This is a genomic window from Acinetobacter boissieri (genome assembly GCF_900096955.1).
Classification (GTDB): Bacteria; Pseudomonadota; Gammaproteobacteria; order Pseudomonadales; family Moraxellaceae; genus Acinetobacter; species Acinetobacter boissieri.
Genome location: NZ_FMYL01000001.1, coordinates 315,748 through 333,714 on the forward strand (window position 1 = coordinate 315,748; position 17,967 = coordinate 333,714).

13 protein-coding genes are annotated in these 17,967 nt (G+C 38.4%); 11 read left to right on the forward strand and 2 right to left on the reverse strand.

What is annotated here, in order from left to right:
• Window positions 1–11: 11 nt before the first annotated feature.
• Window positions 12–1,592: a glutamate--cysteine ligase gene (gene gshA, locus BLS38_RS01445; protein ID WP_092746550.1), complete on the reverse strand. Its 1,581-nt coding sequence runs from the start codon at window positions 1,590–1,592 to the stop codon at window positions 12–14.
• A gap of 397 nt (window positions 1,593–1,989) precedes the next feature.
• On the opposite strand from gshA, the gene BLS38_RS01450 reads away from it, so the two are divergent.
• The 4 genes from BLS38_RS01450 (at window position 1,990) to BLS38_RS01465 (ending at window position 6,530) form a co-directional block, all read left to right on the forward strand.
• Window positions 1,990–2,550 carry a CC0125/CC1285 family lipoprotein gene (locus BLS38_RS01450; protein ID WP_092746551.1) on the forward strand — a complete coding sequence of 187 codons (561 nt, stop codon included), beginning with the start codon at window positions 1,990–1,992 and terminating at the stop codon, window positions 2,548–2,550.
• 23 nt (window positions 2,551–2,573) lie between these two features.
• The gene (locus BLS38_RS01455) at window positions 2,574–3,884 is read left to right on the forward strand and encodes a DUF445 domain-containing protein (protein ID WP_092746552.1); all 1,311 of its coding nucleotides are present in this window, start codon (window positions 2,574–2,576) and stop codon (window positions 3,882–3,884) included.
• 93 nt (window positions 3,885–3,977) lie between these two features.
• Complete coding sequence (locus tag BLS38_RS01460; RefSeq protein WP_092746553.1) at window positions 3,978–5,135, forward strand: methionine aminotransferase; 1,158 nt, start codon at window positions 3,978–3,980, stop codon at window positions 5,133–5,135.
• Window positions 5,136–5,165: 30 nt separating this feature from the next.
• Window positions 5,166–6,530 carry an MATE family efflux transporter gene (locus tag BLS38_RS01465; protein WP_092746554.1) on the forward strand — a complete coding sequence of 455 codons (1,365 nt, stop codon included), beginning with the start codon at window positions 5,166–5,168 and terminating at the stop codon, window positions 6,528–6,530.
• A gap of 16 nt (window positions 6,531–6,546) precedes the next feature.
• On the opposite strand, the gene BLS38_RS01470 is transcribed toward BLS38_RS01465, so the two are convergent.
• The gene (locus tag BLS38_RS01470) at window positions 6,547–7,023 is read right to left on the reverse strand and encodes a GAF domain-containing protein (protein ID WP_092746555.1); all 477 of its coding nucleotides are present in this window, start codon (window positions 7,021–7,023) and stop codon (window positions 6,547–6,549) included.
• Window positions 7,024–7,280: 257 nt separating this feature from the next.
• On the opposite strand from BLS38_RS01470, the gene phoB reads away from it, so the two are divergent.
• The 7 genes from phoB to BLS38_RS01505 all read left to right on the forward strand — a co-directional run bounded on the left by phoB (window position 7,281) and on the right by BLS38_RS01505 (window position 17,961).
• A complete protein-coding gene (phoB, locus tag BLS38_RS01475) occupies window positions 7,281–7,988 on the forward strand; it encodes a phosphate regulon transcriptional regulator PhoB (protein WP_092746556.1) in 708 nt (235 codons plus the stop codon).
• Between the two features lie 11 nt (window positions 7,989–7,999).
• Window positions 8,000–9,364 carry a phosphate regulon sensor histidine kinase PhoR gene (phoR, locus tag BLS38_RS01480; RefSeq protein ID WP_092746557.1) on the forward strand — a complete coding sequence of 455 codons (1,365 nt, stop codon included), beginning with the start codon at window positions 8,000–8,002 and terminating at the stop codon, window positions 9,362–9,364.
• Window positions 9,365–9,384: 20 nt separating this feature from the next.
• Window positions 9,385–9,735, forward strand: coding sequence for a hypothetical protein (locus BLS38_RS01485; protein ID WP_092746558.1), 351 nt, complete (start codon window positions 9,385–9,387; stop codon window positions 9,733–9,735).
• Window positions 9,736–10,172: 437 nt separating this feature from the next.
• Window positions 10,173–11,603 (forward strand): Slam-dependent surface lipoprotein, encoded by a 1,431-nt coding sequence (locus BLS38_RS01490; RefSeq protein WP_092746559.1) that lies wholly within the window; start codon window positions 10,173–10,175, stop codon window positions 11,601–11,603.
• 89 nt (window positions 11,604–11,692) lie between these two features.
• Window positions 11,693–13,090, forward strand: coding sequence for a surface lipoprotein assembly modifier (locus tag BLS38_RS01495; protein WP_092746560.1), 1,398 nt, complete (start codon window positions 11,693–11,695; stop codon window positions 13,088–13,090).
• Window positions 13,091–13,248: 158 nt separating this feature from the next.
• Window positions 13,249–14,337 (forward strand): omptin family outer membrane protease, encoded by a 1,089-nt coding sequence (locus BLS38_RS01500; protein WP_092746561.1) that lies wholly within the window; start codon window positions 13,249–13,251, stop codon window positions 14,335–14,337.
• Window positions 14,338–14,478: 141 nt separating this feature from the next.
• Window positions 14,479–17,961, forward strand: a complete 3,483-nt coding sequence (locus BLS38_RS01505) for a PAS domain-containing hybrid sensor histidine kinase/response regulator (protein ID WP_092746695.1) — start codon at window positions 14,479–14,481, stop codon at window positions 17,959–17,961.
• Window positions 17,962–17,967: the final 6 nt, after the last annotated feature.

The window sequence follows — 17,967 nt, forward strand, 5'->3', positions numbered from 1 at the left end:
CTCTAGTTTACTTATGAACGAAACCGACGTAAGTACTCGTCGAAACTAATTAAATTTGATTGCTCTAAAGCACGCTGTTGGTGTTTAGACATATAGACTAAATCATCGAAATAATGTTGTTTCTCTAAACTTAGTTCGTGCTTGTCATATACTTTCGCATGTTGCTCTGCTAAATGTGCCCCCAAAGCCCACGTGCCCCCTTGCTCTAGCATATCTTTAATCACATGTGCAGATAACGTCTGCTCAGGGTCTTGGACACGCGTATTCATTAAGGCGAGTGCATCTGTATATAGCGTTGAGTCTACACTTTGATCAAACATTTGTGCTAAGGCTTGCATTTGGCTTAAATGCTGATTTAGCCAGTCTCTTACACCCATTACACCGTGACCTGTATCAAACGTTGCATCGTCTGCACGACCATTGGCGACAATATTGGCTTGGTTTAATTCTATACGTGCTTGCTCTTGCTCAGAAATATATGGGCTTGGGCACAGTAAACAATAAAGTGCAAGCACTTCTAAAAATGCTGCGCTGTGTTCCGTAATACCAATCGCACAATAAGGGTCTACATCTACAGAACGTAATTCCACATAACCTACGCCACGATCTTTAAGTGCTTGAGATGGCGTTTCGTTCCCTTGAGGTGTTTGCTTTGGTCTAACAAGGCTATAGTACTCATTTTCAATTTGCAGTGTGTGATCATTCACTTGAATTGGCTCACCTTGTGCATTGTCTAAGCCCAATTTGGTAAATGGCTCATACGGTTGCTTCACTGCCTTTTCTAAGCCAGACAAATAGCCATTTAAGTCGTCATAACGAATACCTAATTGTTTTTGTGCCGAATTTTGATAACCATATTTACCCATACGCAAAGCAGTGGCATACGGTAAATGTAATGCACCTGCAACAAGACGCTGTAAATCATGCTCACGGTCTAAAACAAAACTACCGCACACCGTCGGACTTGCACCAAGTAGAAAAATCACCATAGGCGTATAACGAATAAAATTACGAATTAGCCCAAAATAGCGCTGACTACGATAGTCTTGAAAGCTCAGATTTTTTAGTGCTGGGTCTTGCTCATTTTGCTGTAGCTGTTCAAATAACGCATCTGAAAAAGATAAATTGTAATGTACCCCTGCAATGGTTTGCATACGGCGACCGTAACGCACTGCTAAACCATGTCGATATAAGGTTTTAAAACGTCCGATGTTAGACGTACCATATTGTGCTAAGGGAATATTTTGTTCTTCTTTATCTAACATACATGGCATAGACATCGGCCATAACCGCTCACCTTTAGGTAAATGCTCATGTGCCACGGCGTGAATGTCTGCTAAATCTGTCAGTGCTTTTTGAATACTTTGATGTGGCGGTGTAATAAACTCAAGTAAAGCCTCTGAATAGTCTGTTGTAATGTGAGGATGTGTGAGTGCTGCACCCAATGCAGGCGGATGCGGTTGCTTCGACAAGTAGCCATCGCTTTGCATTCGAAGACTCTCCCGCTCAATACCACGTAGTGTACCTTTTAATAACGATTCACTTAACCATGTTGGTACAACAAAGCCTGTATTGGCATGTGGCTGGCTCATAGAATTCACTCACTCATTTAATGCGGTTACAACACATATACGTATGCTATGTTAATTTATAGCGTATCTTTCGACTGTTTCATTTTGTGGTAAAACACTCAAATTTTAAGAAAATTATAGAAAGTATTTCTATGTTTTATATATACATCACAGCATAAAAAACATGTTGTGCTTAAAGATACACAATTTCAGCATAAAATTCATTTTTTAATAAAACATCTCACTCATGTTAAATATAAAAATGTAATTGTTACGTAAAAAAAGACATATCGCATCAAAAATTAAACAGTATTTAATCTACAACACCAATCATATTTAGGTATAAACAAAGATCACGATTTTTAAAGACGCAACTCTTTGCGGTTATAGCTCAACGTACATACTTTGGAGTCACCACATGAATACAAAAAAATACCTAAGTTCAGGTATATGCGCTCTGTTGCTGATCACTGCATCGGGCTGTAGTACTTTACAACCACAAACTTTTAACCAACTTGGAAAATTCTCAACCTATCAACTCAATGAGCAAACATTCCGTGTGAGTGTAAAAACCTCACCAAACATGAGTTATGGCACCACCCAAGAAATTACATTAGTCAAAGCAGCCCAAACTGCCATACAACATGGGTTTACTTATTTCAAAATACTCAATGACCCAAGCAGTAACAACCAACCACCAAGACAAGCGATTGTTTATACAGCCCCCCCACCCATGTTTAGACCTTACGGTTTTTACGGCCCCCGCTCTGCATTTTGGAACAGCCCATGGGATGATTCTACTCAAGTTGTAAATATTGAACCCAATGAAGTGGCGTATAGCATTACCTGCTATAAAAACACACAAAGTGCGCCTAACGATGCGTTTAATGCAACCTTGATTTTAAAATCACTCGGTGCAAAATATGGCGTGGCAGAAAATGGTGATATATTAAAACCAGAACCCCAAAAAATATCATAATCACTCGCCATTAGGACGCTGATATGACTTCAAGCCCCCAGACACCGGTCGTCAATAGTTTACATCGGAGCAAACACCTTGCCACAATTGCACTGATTATGGCCGTGGTTGCATGGGTGGCATTTATGATTAGCGCCAAGTTTTTCCCTCATTACAGTGGCATATTACACATACTTATGCTGTCTGCAGAAGCAGGAGTGGTCGGTGGACTTGCCGATTGGTATGCCATTACCGTGCTCTTTCGCAACCCTTTTGGTCACGTTCCAATTCCACGTTTTTTACGTGACCACACCGAAATTATTCCAAGAAACAAAGCCCGTATTGCTGAATCTATGGGGCATTTTGTACAAGAAAATTTTCTGTCACCGCAAGTGGTCGAAAAAAGTTTACAACAAACCAATGTGAGCCACAGCTTGGGACAATGGCTACAAAACCCCAAAAATAGTGGGCAAATTACCCAAATCATGCAACAAACGTTACCTAAAATATTTGATTTTATTGAACAAGAAAAAATTGCTCAGTTTATTCAAACCAACAGTTTACAGTGGATTGAAAACACCAAAGTAAACCAACTGGCCAGTGAAATGTTGCACTCTATTTTAGACAATGACTTTCACGAAGAACTCTTGCAACAAGGTTTAGACGGTGCACATGCGTGGATTTTAAAACATCCTGAACAAGTCCGAGAAATCACAACAACTCTATTTAAAGAACTTGGTATTTTAAAGCTGTCTAAAGGTGCTAGCCTGTTTGGAATAGACATGCAACAACGTACAGTAGACAGCTTTATGGAAAAGCTTGAACAAGTACTACAAGACCGTGAGCACCCATGGCGACAGTACGTTGAACAGTATGGAAAAAGTCTTATGCTCGATTTACAAAATGAGCACAGCAGCGCCAGTCAACGACTCAATGACAGCAAAAATGCATTATTGCAGAGTCCGCAATTGGTCAATTTTATGAGTAGTGCTGTGGTGATTTTGTTTAATGCCATTAAAAGTGACTTAGCGAAGACAGACTCTGGCATTGCTAAAAACCTCCAAGCAGCCATTGAAACCCTAGGCGACAACTTACTACAACATGAGGAAGTTGGTACATTACTCAATCAACGCTTAAGCACTTTGGCTGTACATTTTAGTGACCGCTATAGCGATAAAGTGATTCGATTTATTAGCGAACGTATTCATGAGTGGGATTCAACCGACATGATTGCTAAAATTGAAAATGAAGTAGGTGGTGACTTACATATGATTCGGGTCAATGGTGTAATTGTGGGTGCCTGTATTGGATTAGTACTCGGTGGAATTCGAGCAGTGGTTGATTATGCATTTTAAGATTAGGCATGCAATTTCATCACAACAGTCTGATTGCCCACGTTAAGACTGAAAAATACAAAGAGAGTCGATACAAAAAAATAAGGATGATGCATGTTTCAAATCAATCATAAAATACCACAAACAGGTACCACCATTTTTTCTACCATGTCTGCGCTTTCCCAACGTTTAAATGCACTGAATTTATCTCAAGGGTTTCCCGATTTTTCACCACCATCTGCGCTTATTCAAGCACTGCAAGATGCGACTGCACAAGGTCACAATCAGTATCCGCTCGGTGATGGCTTACCTGCCTTACGTGAGCAAGTATGTCAGATTTTCAAACAGCGAAATCCATTACTACAATTAGACCCAAAACAAGAAGTCACCATTACTGGCGGGGCAACCATTGCCCTACACTGCACCATACAATCTCTGCTTCAATCGGGCGATGAAGTCATTATTTTTGACCCAAGCTATGACAGCTATGGCCCATCTATTGCGCTAGTGGGTGCAAAAGCCATTCACATTCACTTAAAGACACCAGATTTTAGTGTCGATTGGCAACAGGTTGAAGATGCGATTACGCCTAAAACTCGCATGATCATTGTCAATACACCACATAACCCTACAGGGGCCATTTGGTCAAAGCAAGATTGGTTAAATCTCATAGAAATAATTGAAAAACATAATATTATGGTCTTGTCAGATGAAGTCTATGAACACTTGGTATTTGATCAAAAACAGCACTACAGTGCACTCGATTTTCCAGAATTACGTGAACGGAGCTTAGTCGTTGGTTCATTTGGAAAAAGTTTTCACGTCACAGGCTGGAAAACAGGATATTGCGTGGCTTGTCCTCAAATAATGCAGGCCTTTCGGCAAGTGTACCAATTCGCAAGCTTCTGTGGTGTTGCACCGGTACAAGTAGCACTTAGCCAATTTATGCAAGAGCATCCAGAGCATCTCGCCCGATTAGCAAGCTTTTACCAAGCAAAACGAGATCTATTTTTAGATGGGCTAAATAATGCACGTTTCACCTATACAGCAAGTCAAGGCACATATTTTCAAACGCTTGACTACAGTCAGATTCAGCCTCATTTAAATGATGTGGAAATGTGCCAATATTTGGCGGAGCAACATAAAATTGTCGCCATTCCACTGTCAGCATTTTATAAAAAACCACCATCATCACTTCGGCTACTGCGTTTTTGTTTTGCAAAACAAGATACGACATTATTAAACGCGACAGCAATTTTAGCCACATGCTAAATATCTGCATTTTACAACTTGGTATAAAAAATGAGTAAACCACTCGTAGCAAATAACAAACCACTCTTTCAAACCTTTATTTTGTTTGTACTGCCACTCATTGCGACCAATATTTTACAAAACCTCTCAGGCACCATGAACACCATTTTTGTGGGGCAGATGTTAGGTGTACATGCTGTTGCAGCGATTGCTGTATTTTTCCCCATTTTATTTAGCATGATGGCATTTATTATTGGGTTATCATCGGGTGCAAGTGTACTTGTAGGCCAAGCATGGGGGGCAAAGGACTTAGAAAAAGTGCGACAAGTGGTGGGAACAACACTATTCATGACCCTCATTTTAGGTACAGTTATTGCACTATTGGGTGGTACATTTACACCTCAAATTGTGCAATTTTTAGGGGTTTCAAATGATGTACAGCACTTGTCTATTCCCTACGTACGCACCATGTTATTTGCAAGTCCGCTCATTTTTATTTATATCATTTATACGTCTTTACTGCGCGGTGTCGGTGATAGCCTCACGCCCCTATTTGCTTTAATTATGACCTGCATGATTGGTTTAGTCGTCACTCCCACACTCATTAAAGGCTACTTTGGTTTACCACAGTTAGGAACAACTGCACCTGCTGTGGCCTCTATTTTAAGTAATATTGCAGTTTTACTCTTTTTAATTTTCTATTTGAATTATAAAAATCATGCACTCAAACCAAACTTTGCATTGATCAAAGATATTCGGTTTCACAAAATACTGGCACCTAAAGTTTTAAAATTAGGTATTCCTACGGGTATTCAAATGATTACCACCTCATTATCTGGCTTAGTTATTGTACGTTTAATTAATTCATTCGGTGCAGATGCGACAGCAGCTTATGGAGCAATTAATCAGGTCATGAACTACATTCAATTCCCAACATTATCTGTTGCAATCGCAGCTTCAATTTTTGCATCTCAAGCCATTGGTGCGGGAAAAAGTGATCAACTTGAACAAGTCACAAAAACTGCTGTACTCACTAGTTTAGGCATTACGGGCAGTTTGGTCATCATTGCTTATCTGATTGCAGATCATTTACTCCAGTTATTTTTGACTGACCCTCAAGTCATTATATTAGGTAAAACTTTACTTTATACCGTGTTATGGGCTGTTTTATTTTTTGGTATGAGTACTATTTTTGCCTCTATTATGCGTGCATCTGGCACAGTGAATGTACCCATGCTGATTAATATTGGTACGATTTTATGTATAGAGTTACCTTGTGCCTACCTATTTAGTCACTTCTGGGGATTACAAGGAATTTGGATCGCTTATGCATTGTCTTTTGTTTGCTTGAGTATATTACAATACGGTTACTACCGCTTAGTCTGGAAGAAAAAACCGATTCAACGCTTGGTATAGAATCGGTTCTTCAACATTAAATCTGTGCAATTAAGTCAACGACTTCACGTAAATATTTTTCGTCCACAGCATCAAATGTAGCCAAGTGTGCACTGTCTATATCAAGTACACCAATACATGTTTGGCCTGAAAAAATAGGTAATACAATTTCTGAACGAGCCTCAGAACTACATGCAATATGCCCTGCAAACTGCTCAACATCATCAACAAGAAGCACCTCTTGTTTTTTCCATGCTGTACCACACACCCCTCGACCATAAGCAATACGAGTGCATGCAATCGGGCCTTGAAATGGGCCGAGTACCAATTCTTCTGACTTGATCAAATAAAAACCAACCCATAACCAATCAAATTGAGACTTTAATGCAGCTGCAACATTTGCTAAGTTAGCAACTAAATCAGGTTCACCCTCTAGCAAACCACGAATTTGTGGCAAAATATTCTCATATTGTTCAATTTTATCGCCTTTTACTACATTTAATTGCTCAGCCATCACTTTTTCCTTTAAAAACTAATTTAAGTCATTTACATCTATATTAAAAAAATTAAAATATATATTTATCAAATATATAGAACATCATGTTCAAAAAACAAAATATAAATTTCACCTTAATTTCATCAAAACTACTTTATCTTGTCACAAAAAAATAGGCTAATATTTAAATGACAGATTTATTGCAATAATACTGTCACAATAAATCTTTGTAATAGCCAATAGTTCATAAAAGATTCACATAGGATGTTACAGCCGTGAAAGAGGATTATATTTTAATTGTCGATGATGAACTGCCCATTCGTGAGATGATTCATACCTCACTCGACATGGCTGGTTTTCAATGTCTACAAGCAGAAGATGCGAAACAAGCACACCAAATAATTGTTGATCGCAGACCATCTCTTATCTTACTCGATTGGATGTTGCCGGGTGGTTTAAGTGGTGTAGAGTTGTGTTATCGCTTGAAGCGAGATGAAACACTGTCTGAAATTCCTGTGATTATGCTGACTGCTCGTGGTGAAGAAGACCACAAAGTGCAAGGCTTAGATGCAGGCGCAGATGACTACATGACTAAACCGTTCTCAACCCGAGAACTCATTTCACGGATTAAAGCAGTACTCAGACGCTCAAATGCGCTCAGTGGCGATAAAGTGATTGATGCAAATGGTCTTATTTTAGACCCTGTGAGTCAACGTGTGAGTTTTAATGACAACATCATTGAAATGGGCCCCACTGAATACCGTTTACTGGCATTTTTTATGACACACTCAGAACGTGCCTATACCCGAGCACAATTACTCGATCACGTATGGGGCGGTAGCGTGTATATTGAAGACCGTACCATTGATGTACATATTCGTCGTTTACGTAAAATCTTAGAACCATTTGGCGTAGATAAATTTGTACAAACTGTGCGAGGTACGGGATATCGTTTTTCTACTCGCACAGATGCACTTAGCTAAGACTCAATACTATGTATGAACACTACCCAACGCCAGATATCAGCCGAGAGTATAAAAATTATCTTTACAGTAGTCTTTGGCACTATGCAAAACAAGACTTAAGACTACTGGGATTTTTTTTAGTCATTGCCGGTTTGATTGGCTTTGGTATAGGTTACCTTATACTTTGCTTAAGCTTAGCTGTGGTTTTATGCATCGCATTAAGACTACATGCATTATATTTGATCAATGAGTGGATTTCTCATAGACCCTATGACATGCCACCCAATGTACCCGGTTTATGTGGTGCGCTCGCATTTAATATTTATAGAGCACAACGTAAAGAACGTGTAGTGCAAGCCAATATGGTTACGCTAATAGACCGTGCACAATCTTCACTATTTGCCCTTGCCGAAGCAGTCGTCATTACCGATGAACTTCATCAAATTGAGTGGTGGAACCCTGCTTCAGAACACTTATTGGGAATCAAACAACAAGATAAACACAACAACCTGCTAGGTATTTTGCGCCAACCTGCATTTGTTGAATATTTCCATAATATGGAACAACATCCAGATGGTATTAAAATAAAATCATCTGTATTTGAAGGCCATCATGTACAAATCAAACTCACACGCTTTGGTACAGAAAGCCGTCTTTTAGTCGCATATGACATTACTCGAGTACATAACCTTGAGCAAATGCGTAAAGACTTTGTAGATAATATTTCGCACGAACTACGTACACCACTGACTGTACTGAGTGGTTATTTAGAAACATTTACAGACCAAGATAATTTCAATCCAAAATGGCAACGTGCCTTTGACCAAATGCAATCACAAACACGACGCATGAATGCATTAGTGAATGATTTACTGCTACTATCGAGGCTTGAAAATGATCGTAAAACGGCGAAAAATCAAATTGTAGATATGCCAGCACTTATGAATCAACTGTTTGATGATGCTCAAGCCTACAATTCAGAATATGGCCATATGCTCAATTTAGACATAGATAGCCACAGCGATCTGATTGGTTCAGATATGGAACTGGCCAGTGCATTTGGCAATTTAATTACCAATGCAATCAAATATACGCCTAAAGGCAGTGGTACAATTACCATTGGTTGGCATGACGACCAAGAAAATGGCTACTTTACTGTACAAGACAATGGCATTGGTATAGACCTGAAGCACTTACCTCGCCTGACTGAAAGATTTTATCGGGTCGACAGCGCACGCAGTCGACAAACAGGTGGCACAGGGCTAGGCTTAGCCATTGTAAAACATGTACTTATGCAACATGGGGCATATCTTGAAATTGAGTCCCAAGTGAATCAAGGGTCTTGTTTTAAAGCTATTTTCCCAAAAGATCGTCTTTGCCAAAATGAAAATTAGTCTATTTACAGGCAAAGATTATGTCTAAAAAACAATCCCTTATTTCAGCGCTGATCGCTCTCGCTTTACTGATTGTTGGTTTAATTTACTTTACCAATGCATACCCATCAGAAGAAGAAAAAGCATACCATCGTATTGCAATGTGTTATGTGATTGAACACCGAGAAATTCAAGCAAATAATAAAGAACTCATTGAATTTTTTAATAAAGTTGCGCAAGGTGGTGTACCAGACTATGCATTGAATAAACCTAAAATTTATGACAGCTTTGCTAATGAACTGATTGATTATTATTTAAAGTTATCTCCCGAGAAACAACAAGAAGTAAAATCAAGTCGTGAAAATTGTGATCGAATCTTACAAGGGTTATAAATTTACATTCTAGAAAATGAGTGAGCATTAAATTAGTTATTTTTTAGTGCATTTAAGCATAATTTATATATTGGCATAGGGTAATTCTGTTTATATACATCACTGAACAAAACTACCCTACACCTATACTTTTGTTACTATCAAATTTATGAGTAATATTAATATTTTACTCCACAATAAATATAAATTATTGAAAAATAATGTATTTATAAAAATAAGAATACTTCAATTTATACATTCAGTCTTGAAAATCAAAATATGAGCAACAGTATACAAAAACAAACATAAATTAATTATAATTTAACATTATATATACATTGTGATACAGTAATAACATTCGATTAAAAGCTTTTGCTAAAGTTTCACACATTTAACCCATATTACACTCTTGCTTAAAATTTAAGCCAAACTCCTAAAAGTAGCCAAGGTATTACAAGATGCCCCTAATAAATACACCGAAAATAGTATCAGCAATCATTATTTCTCTGACAATGACAGCGTGTAGTAGCGGTGGTAATCATGCCACTCAGAATGTAACAACTTCTCCTCAACAGAGTGATGCTGATAAAAAAGCTGCCGAAGATAAAGCAATTGCTGATAAAAAAGCCGCTGAAGACAAAGCAATCGCTGATAAAAAAGCTGCCGAAGATAAAGCTATCGCTGACAAAAAATCTGCCGAAGATAAAGCTATCGCTGACAAAAAAGCCGCTGAAGACAAAGCAACTGCTGATAAAAAAGCCGCTGAAGATAAAGCTATCGCTGATAAAGCTGCTGAAGACAAAGCAACTGCTGACAAAAAAGCCGCTGAAGATAAAGCTATCGCTGATAAAGCTGCTGCTGACAAAGCAATCGCTGATAAAAAAGCCGCTGAAGACAAAGTAATTGCTGACAATAAAACTGCTGAAAATAAAATAACAGTTGAACAAGCTTTAGCTGAAAAAATTGCGACACGCAAAGCATGGGTGTTAGCAGAAAATAATGGTCAAGCAGCACGTGCTGCTAGTGCTGATACTACTGCTGCTTATGCTATTATTGATGCTGCTGTTGAAAAAATGATTCTAGCAGAGGTAAATTACGAATTTGTTTTTTCACAATTTAATTATATAAATGCACTAGATGAAATAAGTAAGACTGATAAAAATGCATCGCCCGATGCATATAATTTTGCCCGTGACAAAGCAGATACTTATAAAAAACTATATGACAAAGCGACAGCGCTTAAAGATGCAGCAGATAAAGCACTTATTGCAGAAAAAATTGCCACTCAAGCAGATGAAAAAGCAAAAGCAAAAAATGCTACTGCTGAAGACATCGAAAATGCCAAGAAAGCCAATGCGAATATGGATATAGCTGACAATATAATGAATGCTGCAGCATTCGAATCAGCGGCTTACCAGCAAAGCTACTCTGTTGTTTTAGGTAATTACACAGGTGATCTGAATCATGAAACGAATAGAAAAGTTCCTCTTGGTAGAACTGGAGAAATATCTATTATCGGTATGAAAACACACTCGAATGCTTTACCAACATTAGGCTCAGCTACTTACGATGGTAAAGCTTTTCAAGATCTTCCAGAGAAAGTAGGTGGCGCTTGGACAAGTAAGATTAATGAAGGTCATTTAAGCTATAACGTAAACTTTACAGAACGCACAGGTTCCGGCTCTATTACTGGTTTAGGCGATGCCATTACCCTTGAAAAAGGTTCAATCTCTGGCACAGACATTAGTTCAACTGTAAAACAAGCAGATCTCGCAGGGAATTATTCGCTCGGTTTCTATGGTAAAAATGCTGAAGAAGTTGCCGGTAAAGTTGTATTCACCAACAATGACTCTATTGGTTTTGGTGGTACACGTGGCGATGTCAAATAACGTTATGATTATACCCTTCTGTTAAATTTTCAAAAAACCGTCTGTATAATTGATTCAGACGGTTTTTTCACTTTATTGGTCGCATGTCAGTGAATATTAAATACTACGTAATACTTGGAGCTTCTTTTTCTTCTTCTACATTTGCTCAAGAACTCCCGCCAGATCAAACCATATTCTTTGAGCAAAAAACACCTATTTACCCCAAAGTGTCTTTTATATCCAAGCAAGATAATATGGTTAAGATTGCGAATATACAAAATCTAAGCTTGGAACAAAGTATTAATCAAGCAATTATTCAAAAAGACTGGGTAACTTTAGAACGCTTATTACAAGAGTATCAACAAAATAAAACATACGATCATATACTCTATGACTATGGCTTAGGTGCACTGTATCGTTATCAGGGAAAATTAAATGATGCCATTATATGCTACCAACATATTGTCGAGCAGAATCCGGATTTACACTACCCACGTTTTGATTTAGCCATGATGCTGTTTGAAGATCAGCGCTATGCAGAAGCAAAATCTGAGTTTGAACATGCTAAGCCCTTTCTTTCCCCACAAATGCAAAAACTTGTTGAACAATTTTTAGTAAAAATTAAAAGATCGCAACAATGGCAACTCGACCTAAATTTAAGTTATGAAAAAACAAATAATGTAAATCAAGCTTCAAACCTCAAAGAAATCACAATAAAAGGGGCTAAATTTATACGCAGTGAAGAATCTCTTCCTCAAAAAGCACAAGGTATAGATTATAGTCTAGGCGTATCTCGTGAAAAAAATATTGTCGGACATCACTATGCATATATAGGCATGTCACTAGATGGTATTTATTATTGGGACAACAAAGACTACAGTGAACAAACATTAAGGGCAAGTACAGGTTATTTATATAAAAAGCTCAATCAATCTTGGGCAATTACACCCTTTGTACAACAAAATCTTCTAGGAAATAACCGCTATAGTCAAAATTATGGCTCAAGCTTAGAGTACTCTCGGCAATTATCAGAACAGTGGAAAATTTCAGCAAATACATCTCATATGAGAAAAAACTATAATCAATCCAATATTTCTTTGCATTACGATGGTTATAGTAATAGTCAAGCAGCTCTAATCATGTACCAGCCAAAAGCCAACTTTCTAGTCTATAGTGGAATTAACTTCATGCAAGACCATTTGGCAGATCGTAGTGAATCATCTACCCGTCAAGGTGTTCGTATTGGCTTTTTATATTTAGGTGATGCTCTTGGTCTTCGTACAAATGTGAATTATGCTCAACGAAACTTCCTTGCAAACAACACTTGGGATCTTAAATCTAGAAAAGATAATGAATATACATTTACAGCTACAACTTGGCATAAACAATTGCAATGGCACGGCTTCATACCTAAATTAAACTATAAATATCAAAAAATCGACAGTAATTTAGCATTGTATAAACGCCAAAATAGCACTTGGTTTATGACGATAGAGCGGTCATTTTAATGATTAAAAGTAGACCCTAAACAAATATACACGAGTTTAGGGTCTATCTAATTTCATTTTTTTCTAAAAAAATCAAGAAGTGATATGGTATAAAACATACCCAATCTGTTTATTTTTTGTTAAAGTATATTTACTTATAAATTTGAGTCAGAAATACAATGTATTTTAAAATCAAAAATTTAAATTACTTTATAATTTTGGGGTTATGTCATATTAGTTTTGCTTTTGCTGAACAAGTCACTCCCATTACGTCAGCTGAACAATCCGCGCTTCAAAGCGAAGACTTACAAGAAGTTCAAATTGAAAAAGAAGTTGAAGTGATTATTGCTCGGCAACCCAATACTGTTTCTTACGAAGATATTGAGTTTATTACTCCCAAACCTGCCGTCACATTTAGTATTACTCCATCTATACTTACAGGTGGCCAAGGTAAAGAGTTTTCCTTTACTAACAGCTACTCAGATAAAATAAGTATGTTAAATTGGGAAATCAAAAATGTACCTATTATTAAAACAGACTTCACGTGGAACATTTCACCGAATTTAAGTTTCAATATGAATGGTTGGACAACAGTTGGAAAAAAAACCGTGACCATGAATGACTATGACTGGCGTGACTTGTCGAATCGCTCACTACTCACAGACTGGTCAAACCATCCAGATACGTCCCTGAATGCAGCCAATAAACTGGACTTCAATTTTACTTATTGGTTATTACAAAAATCAAATTACAACATTGGTCTACTACTTGGCTATGAGCGAAGTCAGTTCAGCTGGACTGCGCGTGGTGGTCGTTATCAATATGGCTTAACTGACCAAAATGGTGACTATGTTGCTGATACAGCACAAATGTACCATGGTACATTTGCAGACGGTGCCATGGGTGTTGGCTACAAACAAAAGTTTAGTTTGTACTATTTAGGTCTCACTGCAAATTACAGATACAATAATTATGAAATGAGTGCAACGGCCAAAATGAGCCCTTGGGTAAAGTCTAACTCTCAAGATGAACACTATATGCGCGACTTAACCTTTTATGAAAAAGGTGAAGATTCTGAGTTTTATGCGGTCACACTCAATGCGGGTTACTATATTTCACCGAGAATCAAATTTTTCACAGAAATCACTTGGAACGAATATAGACTGGCTGGTGGAACAATGACCGTCAAAAATTACGATAATGAAAGCAAAGGTGGTATGTCTTCACGTTACTACAATCTAGGCATTGGCGCACAATACATTTTCTAACTTTATAACGGGTGAAATATATATCTTATGTTTCACTCGCATTTATTTATACATTAAAAATCATATAAAGCACCTGTAAAACAGCGTATTTCATGCAAGTTCAGTTATCATAACTTTGACTTCTCATTACTTATAATGCACATGAATAGCTGGCTAATTATTGCAATACTCATTCTTTATATTGTTTTCTTATTTTTATGTGCTTTTTTTGGTGAAAAATACGCCTCACATTTAAATTCAAAAGGGCGAGTATTACTATTTAGCTTAACTTTAGGTGTCTATTGCTCATCATGGACATTTTACGGCGCAACAGGCGATGCGGTACAAGAAGGTATTAACTACTTTGCCATTTATTTAGGCCCATTATTATTTATTGCTTTTGGCTACGATATTTGGCGACGTTTAGGCCATATTCGACAACATCATGCCATCGCCTCTATTTCTGATTTTATTTCAGCACGTTATGGTAAAAGTGCCACTTTAGCATCATTCATTACCATACTTTCAGTCGTTGGTACTGTGCCCTACTTAGCATTGCAATTACGTGCAATTGCTATGAGTACTGCCACTATTTTGCCTGAAACCCATACAATTCAAAATACCACAAATATTGTGCTCTTTCTGACTGCTATTTTAGTCATGCTCTCTATGTTATTTGGTACACGGCAAATTTCAAATACGGAGCAACACGGCGGTTTAATGCTTGCGGTGGCTGTTGAGTCTTTTGTAAAATTACTGGCATTGCTGTGTGTTGCCATATTTTTTATTGTACAGGACCCGCAAAGTATGGCCCAAATGAGCCATGACTTAAAACAACAATATACGCATATTCAAAATGTCGGATTACCCAGCACTTTTTGGATACAAACCATATTAGCAGCGCTTGCTATGTTTTGTTTACCACGCCAGTTTCATGTTGGTGTGGTTGAACTACGTGATGAAACACATATAAAAGGTGCACGAAAGTGGTTTTCAGCCTATCTAATTATTACCGCAATTGCGATTTTCCCCATTGCCAGTTGGGCACTACATAATCAATACCAACACATTGGCATTGGCGACTTAGCAGTATTAACCCTACCTTTAAGCTACCAAAATGAATGGCTCTCTTTATTGGCCTTTTTAGGTGGATTTTCAGCATCTACAGGCATGTTATTGGTCTCTTCAGTGGCCATTTCGACCATGCTCAGTAATGATTTGGTCATGCCTGCCCTTTGGCGATTTGGCATTATTTCTCGCCACAATAACAGACTGCCCTCTGTACTCAAAATGGCACGCCGCCTATGTATTGTGTTTGTCATGTTACTTGGTTTTGCATTTTATCATGTGTTTGATCATGTCACTCAACTGTCTATTTTAGGTCTATTGGCCTTTAGTGCTGTAGCACAATTTGCCCCGGCTTTAATTGGTGGCTTGTACTGGCGAGGTGGCAGTAAGCGAGGTGTTTATGCCGGTCTTGCGATTGGATTTCTACTCTGGACATATACGCTTTTCATTCCTACACTTATTAAATATGTATTTTTAAATACCCCTAATGACTACTCATTTCTGCTAAATAATGGCTTATTTGGTATATATTTACTTCGCCCTGAAGCACTCTTTGGCTTTGAATATTTATCGCCACTCACTCACGGCGTAATATGGTCTTTAGGATTAAATATTGTTTTTTATATTTGGATTTCGCGCATATACCGCCCGAGCGTTGCCGAACAAATTCAAGCAGAAAGCTTTTTTTATTACGACCAAAAACTACAAGCATCAACACAGCCTAGTGATTCTTTTTATACTCATCAAGATGGTGCACGGCTAAAAATAGGTGATTTACTCACACTTGCGAGTCGTATTACAGGTGAAGACAATAGCAAACGGGCTTTTCAACAATTCTGCAAACACAACACATTAATATTAAACACCAACCAAGTGGCCAACGGCATGTGGTGGAACTTTACTGAACAATATCTTGCCAGCAGTATAGGTGCAGCTTCAGCACGAACCTTATTAAAAACCGCACTTGCACATAATGGGCTTGGGGTAGCGCAAGTCGCTAATATTTTAGATCAGGCCTCACAGTGGCAACGCTTCCACCAAAACCTTCTCATGACCATGATTAATCACATGACGCAAGGCGTGAGTGTCGTTGATGAAAACATGTGCCTTGTCGCATGGAACAACCAATATATTAAACTGTTTGATTACCCCAAAGAACTGATTTATGTCGGCTGCCCAATTGCAGACCTGATTCGATACAATGCAATTCGAGGCGACTGTGGTCCCGGATCAATTGAAGAGCATGTAAGAAAGCGTATTCATTGGATGCAAGTGGGTAGTGCACACGAATTCGAACGGGTCAGAAAAGATGGTCGTGTCATTCAAATTCGAGGTAATGCCATTGAAGGCGGTGGTTTTGTAGCCACTTTTGCCGATATTACCGCCTTTCGTGAAAATGAAGCCGTACTCGAAGCCAGAGTACAAGAACGGACTCAGCAATTAGCAAATGCCTTGACAGAACAACAATTGGCAAGGCAACAAGCAGATACTGCAAACTTATCTAAAAGCCGATTTATTGCAGCAGCAAGCCATGACTTGTTACAACCAATGCATGCTGCACGCCTATTTAGTACTGCCCTTGAGCAAAGCATTCATAATGCTGAGGATCAACATACATTACAACAGCTTGACCGTGCCTTACACGGGGCGGAAAGCATGCTCTCTGCACTACTTGATATTGCTCGCTTAGAAGGTGAAAGCATTCAACCACAACGCCAAGCCTACCCACTACATGACTTGCTCAGTGACTTAGAAATGCAATTTAAATCGATTGCTGCTCAACGAAAAATACAATTTAAAGTCCATGATGCGCAGTTTTGGATTGACACAGATCAACAATGGATTCGCCGTATTATTCAAAATTTTGTCAGTAACGCTTTACGCTACACTGCAAGAGGTAAAGTCGTTGTCGGTGTATTACGTTCCGCTTCAAAAGCCAACCATATTCGGATTGGCGTGTGGGATACAGGGCCTGGAATTGCTGAAGCACAACGAATCAAGCTGTTTCAAGAATTTGAACGCTGTGGTCATACTTCACCATGGGGAGAGCAAGGCTTAGGGCTAGGGCTCGCAATTGTACAGCGTATGACCCGTATGCTCGACTACCCTGTGTATGTGTATTCTACGCTTGCACGTGGTTCATGTTTTATGGTTGAAGTACCCCTTATTGAACCACCAAAAGCCAATACACAACCAATGGTACGCACCATCACTCATAATGCTTGCTATAGTATTTTATGTTTAGACAATGATGAAGCCATTTTAGAGGGCATGCTCACCCTACTCACAAAATGGGGGCATACCGTATATAAAGCACGTGAGCCGGAAGAAGCAGCACAGTTGATTCAACAACACCAAATTCAAGTATGGCTCATTGACCAGCACTTAAATCAAAATAAGCGTGGCCTAGACTTTATTGAGCAAAATCGTAAAAATCATGTGCCTGTTGCGCTTATTACAGCAGACTCTGACCCAGATCTACCACAAAAGCTTAAAGAACAACAAATTACTTTGCTTAAAAAGCCACTCAAGCCCGCATCTATGCGTGCTTGGTTATCTGGTTTAAAACTTGACTAAAGTAAT

Bases quoted from the DNA above. Each gene is read 5' to 3' on its own strand.
- gshA (WP_092746550.1), bottom strand. From the start codon at position 1,592: ATGAGCCAGCCACATGCCAATACAGGCTTTGTTGTACCAACATGGTTA.
- BLS38_RS01450 (WP_092746551.1), top strand. From the start codon at position 1,990: ATGAATACAAAAAAATACCTAAGTTCAGGTATATGCGCTCTGTTGCTG.
- BLS38_RS01455 (WP_092746552.1), top strand. From the start codon at position 2,574: ATGACTTCAAGCCCCCAGACACCGGTCGTCAATAGTTTACATCGGAGC.
- BLS38_RS01460 (WP_092746553.1), top strand. From the start codon at position 3,978: ATGTTTCAAATCAATCATAAAATACCACAAACAGGTACCACCATTTTT.
- BLS38_RS01465 (WP_092746554.1), top strand. From the start codon at position 5,166: ATGAGTAAACCACTCGTAGCAAATAACAAACCACTCTTTCAAACCTTT.
- BLS38_RS01470 (WP_092746555.1), bottom strand. From the start codon at position 7,023: ATGGCTGAGCAATTAAATGTAGTAAAAGGCGATAAAATTGAACAATAT.
- phoR (WP_092746557.1), top strand. From the start codon at position 8,000: ATGTATGAACACTACCCAACGCCAGATATCAGCCGAGAGTATAAAAAT.
- BLS38_RS01485 (WP_092746558.1), top strand. From the start codon at position 9,385: ATGTCTAAAAAACAATCCCTTATTTCAGCGCTGATCGCTCTCGCTTTA.
- BLS38_RS01490 (WP_092746559.1), top strand. From the start codon at position 10,173: ATGCCCCTAATAAATACACCGAAAATAGTATCAGCAATCATTATTTCT.
- BLS38_RS01500 (WP_092746561.1), top strand. From the start codon at position 13,249: ATGTATTTTAAAATCAAAAATTTAAATTACTTTATAATTTTGGGGTTA.
- BLS38_RS01505 (WP_092746695.1), top strand. From the start codon at position 14,479: ATGAATAGCTGGCTAATTATTGCAATACTCATTCTTTATATTGTTTTC.